The 15,347-nt window shown below is 64.4% G+C and carries 12 protein-coding genes; 8 read left to right on the forward strand and 4 right to left on the reverse strand.

Features of this window, described 5'->3' with window-relative positions; genetic code table 11:
- Nucleotides 1-2: 2 nt before the first annotated feature.
- The 4 genes from P6U27_RS36255 to ugpB form a co-directional block, all read right to left on the reverse strand.
- On the reverse strand, nt 3-1,016 hold the full coding sequence (locus tag P6U27_RS36255) for an ABC transporter permease (RefSeq protein WP_407193487.1): 1,014 nt from the start codon (nt 1,014-1,016) through the stop codon (nt 3-5).
- A 98-nt stretch (nt 1,017-1,114) separates the two neighbouring features.
- A complete protein-coding gene (locus P6U27_RS36260; protein WP_122406130.1) occupies nt 1,115-2,737 on the reverse strand; it encodes an ABC transporter substrate-binding protein in 1,623 nt (540 codons plus the stop codon).
- A gap of 378 nt (nt 2,738-3,115) precedes the next feature.
- Entirely contained in the window at nt 3,116-4,063 is a 948-nt protein-coding gene (locus P6U27_RS36265) for a phosphotransferase (protein WP_122406131.1), read from the reverse strand.
- 97 nt (nt 4,064-4,160) lie between these two features.
- Nucleotides 4,161-5,486, reverse strand: a complete 1,326-nt coding sequence (ugpB, locus tag P6U27_RS36270) for a sn-glycerol-3-phosphate ABC transporter substrate-binding protein UgpB (protein WP_162500505.1) — start codon at nt 5,484-5,486, stop codon at nt 4,161-4,163.
- Nucleotides 5,487-5,687: 201 nt separating this feature from the next.
- Between ugpB and P6U27_RS36275 the strand changes: the two genes are divergently transcribed.
- The 8 genes from P6U27_RS36275 (at nt 5,688) to P6U27_RS36310 (ending at nt 15,124) form a co-directional block, all read left to right on the forward strand.
- The gene (locus tag P6U27_RS36275) at nt 5,688-6,683 is read left to right on the forward strand and encodes a TRAP transporter substrate-binding protein (protein WP_122406132.1); all 996 of its coding nucleotides are present in this window, start codon (nt 5,688-5,690) and stop codon (nt 6,681-6,683) included.
- Between the two features lie 6 nt (nt 6,684-6,689).
- Nucleotides 6,690-8,768 carry an ATP-binding protein gene (locus P6U27_RS36280; protein ID WP_244607841.1) on the forward strand — a complete coding sequence of 693 codons (2,079 nt, stop codon included), beginning with the start codon at nt 6,690-6,692 and terminating at the stop codon, nt 8,766-8,768.
- Nucleotides 8,738-10,483 carry a DUF3369 domain-containing protein gene (locus tag P6U27_RS36285; protein ID WP_122406133.1) on the forward strand — a complete coding sequence of 582 codons (1,746 nt, stop codon included), beginning with the start codon at nt 8,738-8,740 and terminating at the stop codon, nt 10,481-10,483. The genes P6U27_RS36280 and P6U27_RS36285 overlap by 31 nt, the downstream gene beginning before the upstream one ends.
- A 24-nt stretch (nt 10,484-10,507) precedes the next feature.
- Nucleotides 10,508-11,245 (forward strand): response regulator, encoded by a 738-nt coding sequence (locus tag P6U27_RS36290; protein WP_122406134.1) that lies wholly within the window; start codon nt 10,508-10,510, stop codon nt 11,243-11,245.
- 490 nt (nt 11,246-11,735) lie between these two features.
- Entirely contained in the window at nt 11,736-12,347 is a 612-nt protein-coding gene (locus P6U27_RS36295) for a sigma-70 family RNA polymerase sigma factor (protein ID WP_122406135.1), read from the forward strand.
- Nucleotides 12,348-12,753: 406 nt separating this feature from the next.
- The gene (locus tag P6U27_RS36300) at nt 12,754-13,452 is read left to right on the forward strand and encodes a cytochrome c biogenesis CcdA family protein (RefSeq protein ID WP_122406137.1); all 699 of its coding nucleotides are present in this window, start codon (nt 12,754-12,756) and stop codon (nt 13,450-13,452) included.
- Nucleotides 13,453-13,482: 30 nt separating this feature from the next.
- Nucleotides 13,483-14,046, forward strand: a complete 564-nt coding sequence (locus P6U27_RS36305; protein WP_122406138.1) for a thioredoxin family protein — start codon at nt 13,483-13,485, stop codon at nt 14,044-14,046.
- Between the two features lie 103 nt (nt 14,047-14,149).
- Nucleotides 14,150-15,124, forward strand: coding sequence for a hypothetical protein (locus P6U27_RS36310; RefSeq protein ID WP_162500506.1), 975 nt, complete (start codon nt 14,150-14,152; stop codon nt 15,122-15,124).
- Nucleotides 15,125-15,347 lie beyond the last annotated feature (223 nt).

Raw genomic sequence — 15,347 nt, forward strand, 5'->3', positions numbered from 1 at the left:
GTTTAGCCCTCCAGCCGCACGCGCGGATCGATCACGCCGTACAGGATGTCGATGACGAGATTGAGCAGCACGTACATGACCGCCATGGTCAGCACGAAACCCTGTACCGGCGCGAAGTCCGACGAGATCAGCGCTTCCACGGCGTAGGAGCCGATGCCGGGCCAGGCGAACACCTTCTCCACCAGCACGTTGGCGCCGAGCAGGAACGAGAACACCATGCTGAGCGTAGTGATCACCGGGAGCATGGCGTTGCGGAAGGCGTAGGTGACGATGACGGTTGCCGGCGACAGGCCGCTCGCGCGCGCCGTGCGGACGAATTCGGATGCGAGCACCGCCAGCATCGAGGCGCGGGTCATGCGCGCGATCGGCGCCAGCGAGAAGATCGCGAGCGTCGTCGCCGGCAGGATGAGCTGGCTCAGCGCCGAGCGGAACGCCTCGACATCGCGGGCCAGCAAAGTGTCGATCAGATAGAAGCCCGTCACCGTCGGCGGCGCGCTGTAGAACACGTCGAGGCGGCCGAGCGGCGCCGGCGACCAGCCGAGCCGGAAATAGAAGACATAGACCAGCACGAGGCCGGTGAAGAACACCGGCAGCGACACGCCGGCCGTCGTCGTGACACGACAGAGATGGTCAATCCATGATCCCGGTCGTGTCGCCGCCAGCACGCCGAGCGGGATGGCTATCGCAATGGAGACGATGAGGCCGAGCAGCGTCAGCTCGGCGGAGGCCGGCAGGCGGTTGCGGATCTCGGTGGCGACCGGCTGGCCCGTGGTCAGCGAGTTGCCGAAATCGCCATGGGCGAGGTCGTTGGTATAGCGGAAGAACTGCTCGATCAGCGGCTTGTCGAGGCCTAGCTTCTTGCGGATCTGCTCGACCGCTTCCTTGGTCGCGGCGGGACCGGCGAAATAGGCGGCGGGATCACCGGGCAGCGCACGCGTCAGCAGGAAGGTGACGATGACGACGCCGATCAAGGAGGGAATCGCGAACATCAGGCGCTTGCCCATCATGGTCAGCATGACGACCTCCCAGCGAGGAAATGAGATCGTGCGGCGCGCTCCGCCTCACTCCGAAATACGGCTAGCATCGCGGCCATGTTGCGCGCGAGCATGTCCTCTCACCCCTTCGCCAGCGCGCGATAATCCAGTCTCCGGTGGAACCAATACTGGTAACCACTGACGTTCTTCTGCATGGCGACGTTGACGAAGGGTTGGTACAGCGGGATGCGCGGAACGTCGGTGTAGGCGAGATCGATGAAGCCCTTCACGTCGGCATCATAGGCCGCCTTGTCGCCGGTGGCGGCGGCGGTGCGTGCGCCGTCGATGAACTTGTCCATCTCCGCCGACTTGTAGCTCATGGTGTTGAAGACGGAATTGTTGCCGTGATAGCACCAGTAGAAGAAGTACTCGGGATAATCGAGCCAGCCCGAGAACACGTTGGTGAAGAGCGGCATCTCCTTCTTGTTGAGCTCGGTGCGCCAGTTGGCACCGGGCACCTTGTTGATGGTGGCCTTGATGCCGATCTGCGCAAGGCTCTCCTGCACCAGCACGCAGAGCGGCTCGTTGACGCCCGCAAAATTCAGGTCGAACGAGATCGTGGTCTCGAAGCCGTTGGCGTAGCCGGCCTCGGCCAGCAGCGCCTTCGCCTTGTCCATGTCGGTGTTGTACTTGTGCGGCTGCGGCCAGGCGACCTCGGTGGGCTTGTCCTTGGGCGCACCGAACATCGGGTTGGCGAGGCCAAACATCACCGCGTCCATGATCTTCTGATAGGGCAGCGCGTAGGCGACCGCCTGGCGGACTTTTGGATTATCGAACGGCGGCTTGGTGACGTTCATGCCGATATACTGGATGCCGTTGGAGAACGGCAGCGAGACGACGTTGAGCTTGCCGTTCGCCTTCATCTCCTGAAAATCCTTGTTCGGCAGTTCGTAGGAAATGTCGGCGTCGCCGCGCTCCAAGAGCGCACGGCGGTTGCCGGCCTGCGGCACCATGCGCCAGATCACGCGCTTGATCTTCGGCAGCGGACCGCACACCCAGTCGTCGTTGCGCTCCATGATCACTTCGGTGCCGGCGGTCCATTTCGTGACCTTGTAGGCGCCGGAGCCCGCGGTCTGCTGCTTGGTGAATTCCAGACCCCAGGGATCCTTCTCGCTGGCATTCTTCTTCACCAGCTCGGAGTTGACGATGCAGGGCACGATGACGGCGAGGTCGGGAATGGTGAGCTTGTCCTTCTTCAGGAAGTCGACGCGTACGGTATGGTCGTCGATGACGACGAACTGCTCCGGCTTCGTGAGAGAGCCCGCGCTCATCTGGAAGGTCGGGAAGCCGCCGACGCTGACGGCGCGGTCGAGCGACCACTTCACGTCCTTGGCGGTGACGGGCGTGCCGTCGTGGAATTTGGCGTTGTTGCGCAGCTTGAAGGTGACCGACATGTCGTCGATCCTGAACTCTTCGGCCAGTTCGCCCTTGAACTTGTCGCGGTCGTAATAGGGCACGCCGCCTGGGCCGCTCTTCATCTCGTGGCTGATCAGGCGGTCGTAGCAATTCCAGGACACCTCATAGCCGGGCACGTTGGTGCCGACGCCGTGGATGTCGAGATTGTTGGGGCCGCCTTCCGAGACGATCAGCAGCGTCTCCGAGCGGGCATCGGCATAGGCGGAGGAGATCACTGACGGCACGGCCGGAAGCGCCGCGCCAGCGGCCAATCCGGAAACGGACTTGAGGAAATCGCGGCGCTTCATGAAATCGCTCCAACGCAACGTTTTTGGTTGGAACCGGATTCGCAAGGTTCGTGCCAGAGCTTAACGGAAGCTTACATCGCACCTAAACGATTGATCTGTAATGGGATTGTCCGAATTCGGCCCACTGGGCAGTTTTGAGGAGCCCCACTCTTTGCATACAAAGAAATGATTTTGACCATAAAATAAGCAGACGAAGTCAAGGGCCCGATTTGTCGCCACCTCCGCACACATTTCATGCCGCGGGCCGCAGCCTCGACTGGATCCGGGCTCGCGCACCCAAACTCGCCATTGCGAGGAGCCCTTGGGACGAAGCAAATCCAGAATCTTTCCGAGGAGACGATCTGGATTTGCTTCGCTGCGCTCACAATGACGGAGCGCTCACCCCGGCCAGATCAGGTCCTGAAGCTCGGCCAGGTCGTTGGCTTTGTCCTGCCAGCCCGCGATACAGATGTGCGCGTTCAGGTCGCTGGCGCGGTGCAGCAGCATCAGGGCCATCAGGCGGCGCTTCAACTCGAAATCCAGCTTCGCGTAGCCGAAGCCTTCGAGCAGGCTCTTCACCCGGCCCGGACGGCCCGCCGCCATGAAGGCGCTGGGGCCGAGCAAGTCGTAGTCGCGCCATCCTGCGAGCACGTCGCCGAAATCGAACAGGCCTTTGAGCGACCATTGACCGTCATTGCAGGCGAGCAGGAAATTCTCCGGGATGTATTCGCCGATCAGGATCACCGGCGGTGCATCCATCGGAATGAGCTTTGCGGCATCGCGCAGGAGGTCGTCGAGGCCGGCGAGGAATTTTGGTGCGAGGCCGAGACGGGTGTGCCGCGCGCGGCAGCCCTGCATCTGGGTGCGCATGAACGCGTCCCAGCGCGGCTCGATATGCGCGAGCTCCCCAAGCGGGGCACGCTGCACGGCGGCGATGGTCTCGCCGATCTGGCGCAGCAGGCGTTCCTTCTGATCTTCCGGCAGTGAAGGCCACACCTCCGAGCCGAGCGTGCCGGCAAGGCGCGTGATGATGAGGTACGGCCAGCCGTCGCGCGTCCCTTCGGCGACGATCTCAGGGATCGGCAGGGACAGCCGGCCGGCGAGCTGCGTCAGCGAGACGCGCTCGGAGAGGAATTGCGCACGGAGCAGCGGCGGAAAGATTTTCAGGATCAGCTTGTCAGCGAGCCCGACCACGAGATTGGTGCCGGTCGCGAACGCATGCGGCGAGCCGGCATCGAGCTCGTGGCTGCGCGCGATGTCGAGCGCGATTGGCAGCCATCGTGAAGAAGGGGAACGAAAGGCGCGAAAGCTTTCCGCGTCGGCGAAGTGAGGGAGAGTCATCGACATTGCGAGCTTGATGCGTTTGAGATGGCGGGGACAAGCCCGGCCATGACGCGATGGAAAGATCCTGCGCCAATGCCAAGCTTCGCTTCTCAGGTCATAGCTACCGTTCCGGACTCGCGCGCTCGAACTGGCGCAAGAGCTTATTGCCGCGCTCGACGGCGGAATCCAGCGCGGCTTGGGCGCTCTTGTGGCCGGCGAAGGCCTGCTCGAGTTCGTCCTCGATCGCGCCGCGGATCAGGACGAAGGAGCCGAGCCGGGTGCCCTTGGAGTTCTCCGTCGGCGGATTGAGCGTGATCTGCTCGAACGAGATCGCCGAGCCCGGATTGCGCTCGTAGAATCCTTGAGCGCGAGTCAGCTCGAAGGCAGCGCGGGTCACAGGTAGATAGCCGGTGTTCTGGTGCCAGGCGGCCTGCACGCCGGGTTGCGACAGATAAGCGAAGAATCGCGCCACGCCCTTGTATTCCTCGCGCGGACGATCGCGCAGCACCCACAGCGTGGCGCCACCGATGATCGAGTTCTGCGGCGCGCCCTTCACATCAGGCCAATACGGCATCATGCCGTAGCCGATCTCGAATTTCGAGTTCGCCTTGATGTCGGCGCGCGTCGCCGAGGAGCCGATGAAGATGCCGCATTCGCCGTTCTGGAAACGCGGCTCGGCCGCCTGTCCGCGCCCGCTATAGTCGAACAGCTTCGTCTTCTGCCACTCGGCGAGCGCCGCGATGTGATGCACGAGAGGCGGATTGTTGATGGTCAATTCCGCGTCCAGCCCGGCAAAGCCGTTCGCCCGCGTCGCCACGGGCAGATTGTGGAAGGCGGAGAAATTCTCGACGTGAATCCACGATGGCCAGGACGTGGTGAAGCCGCAAGGCGCACCGCGATCGCGCAGGCGCTTCGCGGCCGCTCCCAATTCCGGCCAGGTCTTCGGCGGCGCCTCCGGATCGAGGCCGGCGTCGCGGAACATGGACTTGTTGTAATAGAGGATCGGCGTCGAGGAATTGAACGGGAAGGACAACAGATTGCCGCCCGCATCGGTGTAATAGCCGGAGACCGCGGGCAGGTAATCACCCAGCGAGAACGGCTCGCCCTGGTCCCGCATCAGGCGGAACACGGGATAGACCGCGCCCTTGGCCGCAGTCATGGTCGCGGTGGCGACCTCGTTGACCTGGACGATCGCAGGCTGGCTGCGCGAGCGGAAGGCGAAGATCGCGGCCGTCACCGTCTCGGTGTAGTTGCCCTTGTAAGCAGGCACGATGCGGTAATCGGACTGCGAGGCGTTGAAGTCGGCGGCGAGCTTGTCCAGTTGCCGGCCGAGCTCGCCGGACATGGCGTGCCACAACGCGATGTCGGTGGCGGCGCGCACCGGGGCGGCCAGCGAGAGAGCCGCGACGGCGGCGAGGACCTTCAAAAGGCGCGATGCTGACGTCACGATGGCTTTTCCCGTGTCGCACGACGAAAGGCGGCTGCCCTGCTTAAGGCGCGGCCTCTGCGGTTTCAACCGGGAATGAGCGCCGACCGCGCCGCACAATCGAGCCGTGGCCCCCCGGCGGGATGGCCTTCCCTTGACCATCTGCTAGATTGTATTGAACCTTTTCCTTCCGCCATAGACTCCATCTCTGAGGGGTTGAGTGTGCCAGTGCTGAGCCGTGCCGAACTCTCGCGGACCGGGGTGATCTTCGTCGCGCTTCTGCTCGTCGCCTGGGCGACGGACGCCGTTGCGCGCGAATTTCGCGCCGCCGATACCCAGGCCGAGGACTACCCGACCGTCCAGGCGCTGCGCTACATGGGCGCGCTGATCGCCGAGCGCACCAAGGGCCGGCACGAGATCAAGGTGTTCCACTCCCGTCAGCTCGGCGAGGAAAAGGAGACCATCGAGCAGACCCGGGCCGGCGCGATCGACCTCAACCGGACCAACGTGGCGCTGATCGGCAATTTCGTCCCGGCGATGAACGTGCTCGCCATGCCGTTCCTGTTCCGGTCCATCGAGCACATGCGGGAGGTGCTGGACGGGCCTATTGGCAACGAGATCCTCGGCAGCTTCGAGCCCTACGGCTTCGTCGGGCTCGCATTCTACGATTCGGGTGCGCGGTCGATCTACAACGGCGTCCGCCCGGTCCGGGGCATCACCGACCTGCGGGGCCTGCGGATCCGGGTGCAGCAGTCGGAGTTGATGAGCCAGATGATCCGCTCGCTTGGCGCCGAACCGGTCGAGATGCCCTACGGGCAGGTGCTCACCGGGCTTGCCAACCATCTGATCGACGGCGCCGAGAACAACTGGCCATCCTTCGTGACGACGGATCATTACAGGCATGCCGGCTACTACACGCTCACCGAGCACACGATGAGCCCCGAGGTGCTGGTGATCTCGCTGAAGGCCTGGAAGAGCCTTTCGACGGAGGAGCAGACCATCTTCAAGGAGGCCGCGCAGCGCTCCAGCCGGTTCATGCGCGAGAAGTGGCGCGACCTCGAGGAGCAGTCGCAGCGCAAGGCACAGGGCGCCGGGGTGACCATCATCAGGGATATCGACCGCAAGCCATTCGAGGAGGCGATGGCTCCGATCTATGCCAAGGCCGCGCGCGATCCGGCGGCGGCCGCGCTGATCGAACGCATTCGCAAGGTGGAGTGAGGCCTGTTGGCTGCGCTTGGACATCAGGAACACGCGGACAGGCCGCCCGGCCCGATCGGGCAGCTGCGCGCGCGCCTCGTCGGCGTGCTGCGGGCGGTGCCGATCCGCTGGCGCATCCTGTCGATCGCGGCGCTGAACTCCGCCGTCGTGGTGGTGCTGGTCGCGATGATCTGGAACGGCGCGCAGGTGCTCGGCTCGGCCTGGGACGACGTGCGCCAGGTGCGCGAATCCGATCGCATCCTGGCGCTGCTCGAAAGCGAGACCGGGCGGCTGCAGAACCTGATCCACCGCTACATCAACCAGCCGAGCCCGGATCTGTTCGCCGAGATCCTGCTGTTGCGCGAGGCGGTGCTGGGCACGCTGACGGGCCGCGCCGCCAAGGACCCGATGCTGTCGGGCTCGGTCGAGGAGCTCGAGCGCACCACCGACCGCTTCCTCAACGGCTTCGGCGAGCTGCGCAGCGTGCAGGCGACCATCGCGAAAACCTATGAGGAGCAGGTGCAGGGCCCGGCCAGGGACATGGCGGGCCTCTACTCCATCATCGAAGGCGCCACCGGCCATCGCGACGCGCTGATCTGGCCCTCGCTCGGCAAGTCCCGCGAGGCCTTCACCGCGATGCTGGTGGCGGCCAATTCCTATTATCTGTCGCAGTCATCGGGCGCCGCCGACGACGCGCGCCGCAACACCGAGACGATCGAGAAGACCATCCCCGTCATGATCGATCTCGCCGACAACGACCTCCAGCGCATGGCGCTGCAAAAGCTCGCGGCGCGCACCGCGTCCCTGCGCGAGGGCTTCGCAAAGCTCTCCGAGCAGCTTGCGAGCCGCACCGAGCTCCTGCGCAACACCATCGACGCCAGCCAGGCCGAGGCGATCGGCGCCATCGACGACCTCTCGAGCAAGATGCGCCGGCGCGAGCAGAAGGCGCAGGAGACCTTCGACCGCACGCTGGCCGACATTTCCCGCCGGGTGCTGTCGATCGCGATCATCTTCCTCGGCATCATCCTCACCGCCGGCGTTCTGATTGCCTTGTCGATCCGCCTGCCGCTGCAGCAGATCATGACGGCGATGCGCGCGATCACGCTCGGCGACCTCGGCCGCGAGGTGCAGGGCACCAATGCACGGGACGAGGTCGGTGCCATGGCACGCGCGGTGGAGGTGTTCCGCGAGAACGCGATCGCCAAGCGCCAGACCGAGGACGAGCTGCGCGCCTCGAAGGAGAAGGCCGAGAGTGCGCTGCTCGAGCTCAATACCGCACAGCAGAATTTGATCGATGCAGAGCGGCTCGCCGCGCTCGGCGGACTCGTCGCCGGCGTTGCCCACGAGGTCAACAACCCGATCGGCATCAGCCTGACCGTGGCGTCGAGCTTTGCCCGCCGCACCGAGATTTTCGAAGCCCAGCTCAAGGGCGAGGGCGGCCTGCGCCGCTCTCAGCTCGAAGAGTTCGTGCAGTCCTCGCGCGATGCCTCGCAGCAGCTCGTCGCCAACCTGCAGCGTGCCGGCGAGCTGATCCAGTCGTTCAAGCAGGTTGCCGTCGACCGTTCCCATGCCGAGCGCCGGCAATTCAGCTTGAGCGAAGCCACCGATCAGATCATCGCCAGCCTGCGCCCGGTGCTGAAGCGCTCACCGATCACGCTGGAGGTCGACGTGCCCGAGGGGCTGCTGCTCGACGGCTATCCCGGCTCCTACGGCCAGATCCTGACCAACCTGTTCCTCAACGCCGCCAACCACGCCTTCGCCGATGGACGCGCCGGTACGATCGCGATCTCGGCGCGGCCGCGCGGGACCGAGGACATCGAGATCAGCTTCGCCGACGACGGGGCCGGCATGACCCCCGACGTGCAGCGCCAGGCCTTTGACCCTTTCTTTACCACCCGGCGCAATGAAGGCGGCACGGGACTTGGCCTGCACATCGTCTATAACCTCGTGACCCAGCAGCTCGGCGGCCGCATGATGCTGGAATCCAAGCTGGGACAAGGCACGACTTTTCGCATTATCATGCCCCGCATCGCCAAGGGCGGCGCGCAAAGCACAGAAAGTGACGGGACTTCTCAATGGCCGAACAGGACGATGTCCTCCACCTGATCGACGACACCGGTACCGCGTCGGAGGACAGCAACGCCCGAAAATGGAAGATCGCCGTCATCGACGACGATCCGGCCGTGCATGACGGCACGCGTTTTGCTCTCTCGGATTACAGCCTCAACGGCCAGAGCCTGGAGATCCTGTCGGCCTATTCCGCGGCGGAAGGCCGCAAGCTGATGGCCGAGCACAGCGACATCGCCGCCGTGCTGCTCGACGTCATCATGGAGACCGACGTCGCCGGCCTCGAGCTGGTCGAGTTCATCCGCAACGAGATCCGGAACGAAACCGTGCGCATCATCCTGCGCACCGGCCAGCCCGGCCAGGCGCCGGAGCGGCGCGTCATCGTGCAGTACGACATCAACGACTACAAGGCCAAGACCGAGCTCACCGCCGACAAGCTGTTCACCTCGCTGACCGCGGCGCTACGCTCCTATCAGCAGCTCGAGCGCATGGTGCAGACGCGGCGCGGCCTGGAGATCATCATCGACGCCGCCTCGACGCTGTACGACTTCAAGTCGATGCAGCGGCTCGCCGAGGGCGTGCTGACCCAGCTCGCTTCGCTGCTCAACGTCGACTGCGCCGGCATCCTGGTCCTGCGCGACAATGGCGGCGCCGATCCGGAGCTCTCGGTGCTCGCCGGCAGCGGCTGCTACAGCCGCTTCATCGGCACCACATCCTCGAAGGCGCTCGACCCCGAACTGCGCGAGATGGTGGAGGCCGCGTTCCAGCGCCGCAAGAACGAATTCGCCGACCACCGCAGCGTGATCTATCTGCGCACCGGATCCGGCCGCGAGGTCGTGGTGCTGCTGCAGGCCGAGCGCGAATTGTCCGAGACAGACCGCTCGCTGGTCGAGATCTTCTCCAGCCGGCTCTCGATTGCCTTCGACAACGTGATCCTCTACCAGCAGCTCCAGGACGCCAACACCCAGCTCGAAGACCGCGTCGCCCAGCGCACCCGCGCGCTGATGCAGGCCAACCGCCGCCTCTCGGCGCAATGGCTGCGGCTGCAACGCGCCAACGGCTTCAAGAACGAGATTCTGGGCACCGTCGCGCACGACCTGAAGAACCCGCTCGGCGTCATCCTCGGCCGCACCGAGATGCTGAAGGAGCTGATCTCGACCGGCGCATCGATGGGCGGCGTGGTCGCCCAGGTCGACCACATCCGCGACGCCACCAAGCGGCTGACCACGATGGTCGATCACCTGATCTCGGATGCGATGGCCGATGCCTTCGACATCACCATCCGCCGCGAGCCGGTCGACGTCGCGGCGCTGGTCAAGGAGGTCGCCGAGGCCAACCAGCCGCTGGCGTTCAACAAGCAGCAGGCGATCAGCGTCACTGCGCCGCCCAACATCGTCACCATGTGCGACACCGACCGCATCCGCGAGGCGATCGACAATCTCATCAGCAACGCCATCAAATACTCGCCGATCGGCGGCAAGATCGACGTGGCCGTCACTCACGAGGGCAGCGACACCATCGTCCGCGTCAGCGACGAGGGTGCCGGCCTGTCGCCGGAAGATCTTGGCCGCCTGTTCGGCCGGTTCCAGCGGCTCTCTGCAAAACCGACCGGCGGCGAGAGCTCGACAGGGCTTGGGTTGTCGATTGTAAAGCGTATCATCGACATGCATGGCGGCGAGGTGACCGCAGACAGCGACGGCCCCGGCCAGGGCTCGACATTCACCATCACGCTGCCCGCGACAGAAATGCCATGATTTGAGCGCCAAGATTTTAGTGACATGACCCAAAGCCAGCACATCATGATCGTCGACGACGAGGCCCCGGCCCGGGAGATGGTCGGCGATTACCTCAAGATGCACGGCTTCACCGTGACGCTGTGCGACGGCGGCAAGAGCTTGCGTGCTGCGATCCAGGGCAGCATGCCCGATCTCGTCGTGCTCGATCTCAACATGCCCGAGGAAGACGGGCTCTCGATCATTCGCGACCTCAAGAGCCGCAACAACGTGCCTGTCATCATGCTGACGGCGACCGCGAGCCCGATCGACCGCGTCGTCGGGCTCGAACTCGGCGCCGACGATTACGTGGCAAAGCCGTGCGAGCTGCGCGAGCTGATGGCGCGCATCCGTTCGGTGCTGCGGCGGAGCGGGCCGGCCAAGGCAGCAGCGCCCGACGCGTCGGCGGCGAAGTCGGACAAGGACCAGCTGGTTCGCTTCGGCACCAAATGGCTCGATCTCGAAGCGCAGGCCTTGCGCGACGACGAGGGCAACGAGCATCCGCTGACGGCGTCCGAATTCGGGCTGCTCAAGGTGTTCGCGGCCAATCCGAAGCGCGTGCTGTCGCGCGAGCGCCTGTTGGAGCTCGCCAATGCGCGCGACGCCGAAGCCTTCGACCGCGCGGTGGATCTGCGCATCATGCGAATCCGCCGCAAGATCGAGCCAGATCCGGCAAAACCGGCCGTGATTCGCACCATCCGCGGCGGCGGCTATCTGTTCTCTCCCCAGGGCGAGAAGGCGTAGGGCGGCACCGCCGCCTCCAGATCGTCATTGCGAGCGCAGCAAAGCAATCCAGAGTCCGTCCGCGGAAAGGCTCTGGATTTGCTTCGCTGCGCTCGCAATGACGGAGCAAATGGCATGGCGCCACGCTCCATCAGGCATTTCAGGCAGCAGACCCACCGCCCGCACGGTGCCGCTTTGACCCGATCAAACGCCCTGGACCGGCGCTTCCCCTCCGCGAGCACGGCATGGGTGCCGCGCCACCAAACGCAATCCTCCGAAATACGTTCCCGGCGCCTGCGCTCGCATCAAAACCCCCGCCCCGTATTTCCCGTATATTGAAATTCCACGACTTTTTGCCCCGAATGTTTCGTCGACCCATTTGCGACGAAACAAATTGGCGGCGCACGAAACCATTTTCCGCTTTTCGTGCAGACGTCCCGAAACGTTGGCTCATTAACACTTTCACCGAAGGAAACGCCGCTCGGTTGCGGCGGTACGGGGAGCCAAGTCCATGCGGAACGTCATCGCCATCAACGCCCAGGCCAGCCAGAGCATCATTGCCGCTCAGGCGACTTCGGACGACATGCTCCTCGAAAGCATCGCCGACGGCAACCGTACCGCCATGCACATGCTTTATTGCCGGCATAATGTGCGGGTGTACCGCTTCATCCTGCGCATCGTGCGCGACGCCACCACGGCGGAAGACCTGGTTAGCCAGGTGTTTTTGGACGTGTGGCGGACCGCCGGCCAATTCCAGGGCCGCTCGCAGGTGTCGACCTGGCTGCTCTCGATCGCCCGCTTCAAGGCGCTGACCGCGATGCGCCAGCGCCGCTTCGAGGACATCGACCAGGAAGACGTGCGCCAGATTCCCGACGATCACGATACGCCCGAGACCTCGCTCGATCGCAGCGACACCAGCGCCATCCTGCGCGCCTGCGTGCAGAAGCTGTCGCCCGCGCATCGGGAGATCATCAATCTCGTCTACTACCACGAGAAGTCGGTGGAGGAGGTCGGCCAGATCATCGGCATCCCCCAGAGCACGGTGAAGACGCGGATGTTCTACGCCCGCAAGCAACTGGCCGACTTGCTCAAGGGCGCCGGCGTCGATCGCTTCGCGGCCTGAAGTTCAGATATTTCAACGGGATAGGACCATAGTTTGGGTTCTACCGGGACACGGAAACGTTACCGCCGACGAAACAATTGAAACAAACGACAACATCAGGCGGAAAAACTTTCCCCCTATAAAGCTCGCATACGGTTTCGTTAAACCTCCCAAGACCTCCAACGACCCGGACGGTGCCCCGTCCGGGTCGTTTTGTATTTTGGGGCGCCCGGACGCGTCCGCATCGTCATGGCCGGGCTTGACCCGGCCATCCACGCCTTCCTGCGCGACAAAGAACTTGGATGCCCGGGATAGGCCGGACATGACGGCCTCGGCAAATTCCGCCCCCGTCACGAAGCCGTGACGCGGCGTAACGATCGACGCGCGACGGACGAACTGCCCTCGTGACCTCATCCACGAGTGCCTCATGCTCGCACTGATCTTCGCTGTCCTCGCCGGCATCCTCACCATCGCCGCGCCCTGCACATTGCCGGTGCTGCCGATCCTGCTCGGCGCCTCGATCGGGCGCGCGGGACATCTGCGACCGGCGATGATCGCGCTCGGCTTCGTCATTTCCTTCTCCGCAGTCGCACTGCTGCTCGGCGCGATCACGCACCTGTTCGATTTCGATCCGAACGTGCTGCGCGAAGCCGGATCCATCCTGCTGCTCGGCTTCGGCCTGTTGATGCTGTGGCCCGCGCCGTTCGAATGGCTGTCGATCCGGCTCAATGGCTGGCTCGCTCTCGGCAGTTCGAGCGGCGCGCAGCGCGAGGGCGCGTTCGGCGGGCTCGTGCTCGGCACCACGCTGGGTCTGGTCTGGACACCCTGCGCCGGGCCGGTGCTCGGCTCGATCCTGACGCTGGTGGCGACGTCGAAGGATGTTGCCTGGGCCGGCACGCTGCTGGTTGCCTACGCCATCGGCGCGGCGATCCCGATGCTGGCAATCGCCTATGGCGGACAGGCCGCGACGACGCGCGTGCGCAGCCTCGCGCGGATCTCGCCACAGCTGCAACAGGGCTTCGGAATCGTCGTGATCGGCTTCGCCGTTGCGGCCTATTTCCAGTACGACACGCTGATCGTGGCGTGGCTCACCGGCTTCTATCCCACCGGCCAGATCGGCTTGTGATCACCCTCATTTTCACCGGAGGACTCGTCCATGACTGTCAAACTGCTCGCCGTAGGCGCCGCATTGATCGGCATCACCGTCACCGGCGCCGTCATCCCCGGCATCTGCGACGAGGCTGCGCGTGCCACACCCATGGTCACCGCTGCCGCGAGCCAACAGACCGCGCCCGACTTCACCGGCATCAGCAACTGGTTCAACTCGAAGCCGCTCAGCATCGCCGATCTCCGCGGCAAGGTCGTCCTGGTCGACTTCTGGACCTATGGCTGCGTCAACTGCGTCAACACGCTGCCGCACGTCACCGACCTCTATGCCAAGTACAAGGACAAGGGCCTCGTCGTGGTCGGCGTGCACACGCCGGAATTCCCGTTCGAGCGCTCGGCCGCCAACGTGCAGGCCGCGCTGAAGCGCCACGGCATCACCTATCCGGTGGCGCAGGACAACGATTCCAGGACCTGGAACGCCTATCGCAACCAATACTGGCCGGCACAATACATCATCGACCAGGGCGGCAAGATCGTGTTCCAGCACGCCGGCGAAGGCAGCTATGAGCAGATCGACCGCACCGTGGCACGGCTGCTGAACGTCAATAGCTGACGCCGCACGGCCAGCGCGCGGCGGGTTTCAGTTGTCGCCCTTGTTGCTTGACTCCACGGACCCGTCCGTGGAGTTTCGCAAGCGACGCAATCAGCCGCCAGCAATGGACGACACGCCCAGCCATAGCGACATTCGCCTTCGTGAAGGCTCTTCGATCGCGCAGCGGCTGGTCATGTCCGGCTTTGCGGTCGCCGTCGCACTCTGCTTCACGCCGGGCCTGTTCACCCAGGACATTCTGGAGATCTTCATCTCGGTGGTCGCGCTCCTGGTCGGCGCGGGATTCGTCGTCGGCATCATGCTGGCGCCGGCCGTGGTGTGGATCATCACGCCGAACGAGATCCTGATCGGGCGGCAAAGTCCGTTCGGAAAGCTGCGCACGCGCATCGTGGCCAAAGACGACATCACGGGGTTGCAGGTCCCCGGCAGCAAGAGAGTGAAGGCCCGCTTTCAACTCGTCTTCACGCTGGCCTCCGGAGAACGCCTGACGTCTCCGCCGATCGCCGACGTCACCCATGTTCGCGACACCGTCGCCCGGATCGCCGCGCAGTTCGAGGTTCCCAATGTCGAGGAGCCCGTCAATCCGCTCGATGCCAGCAATCCCGAGATGCATCTCGGCGAGCCGCTGGAGGCGTTTTCCGCACGCGACATCAGGATCGTGTCGCTGGTCGCCGTCGCGTTGTCCGCCGTGCCCTACGCCTACAAGCTCTGGCGCGGATGGCCGCCCACCCATGTCGATATCCTGCTGCTGCCGCTCGGCGTGATTGCGGCGTTCGCCGTGCATCGCTACGCCAACCTCGTCACTGGCGCGTTCTGGATCATCCGCGAGGGCGACATCCGCGTCGAACGCCTGTGGGGCGACGGCACGCCGCGCGCAGACCATATCGAGGGGCATGACGTGAAGACGATCACCGTGGAGCGCCGCGGGCGGTCCGAGGACGAACATTGCATCGTGACGATCCGCCTGCGCTCAGGACGGCGGTTTCGCAGCCCGCGGATCGGCTCCCGGGTCGAGGCCCGCGCTGTGGGAACGGAGATCGTGCGGCGGCTGGGGATCGCGGCGGAGAGCAATAAGATCTAAAGCATGATCCGGAAAAGTGCGAAGCGGTTTTCCGGAAAGATCATGCGTAAACAACAAGCTAAAGCGCGATGACGATTCATCCAAATCTCATTGCGCTTTAGGGCCGACTGCCTCGGCATCGTCATGGCCGGGCTCGTCCCGGCCATCCACGCCTTGACCCGCCGCACGAAGAACGTGGAAGTCCGGGTGACGGCATCTGCGAATGCATTTCGGCTGCCCCACC

This window comes from Bradyrhizobium sp. STM 3566, assembly GCF_045571445.1.
Classification (GTDB): domain Bacteria; phylum Pseudomonadota; class Alphaproteobacteria; order Rhizobiales; family Xanthobacteraceae; genus Bradyrhizobium; species Bradyrhizobium vignae.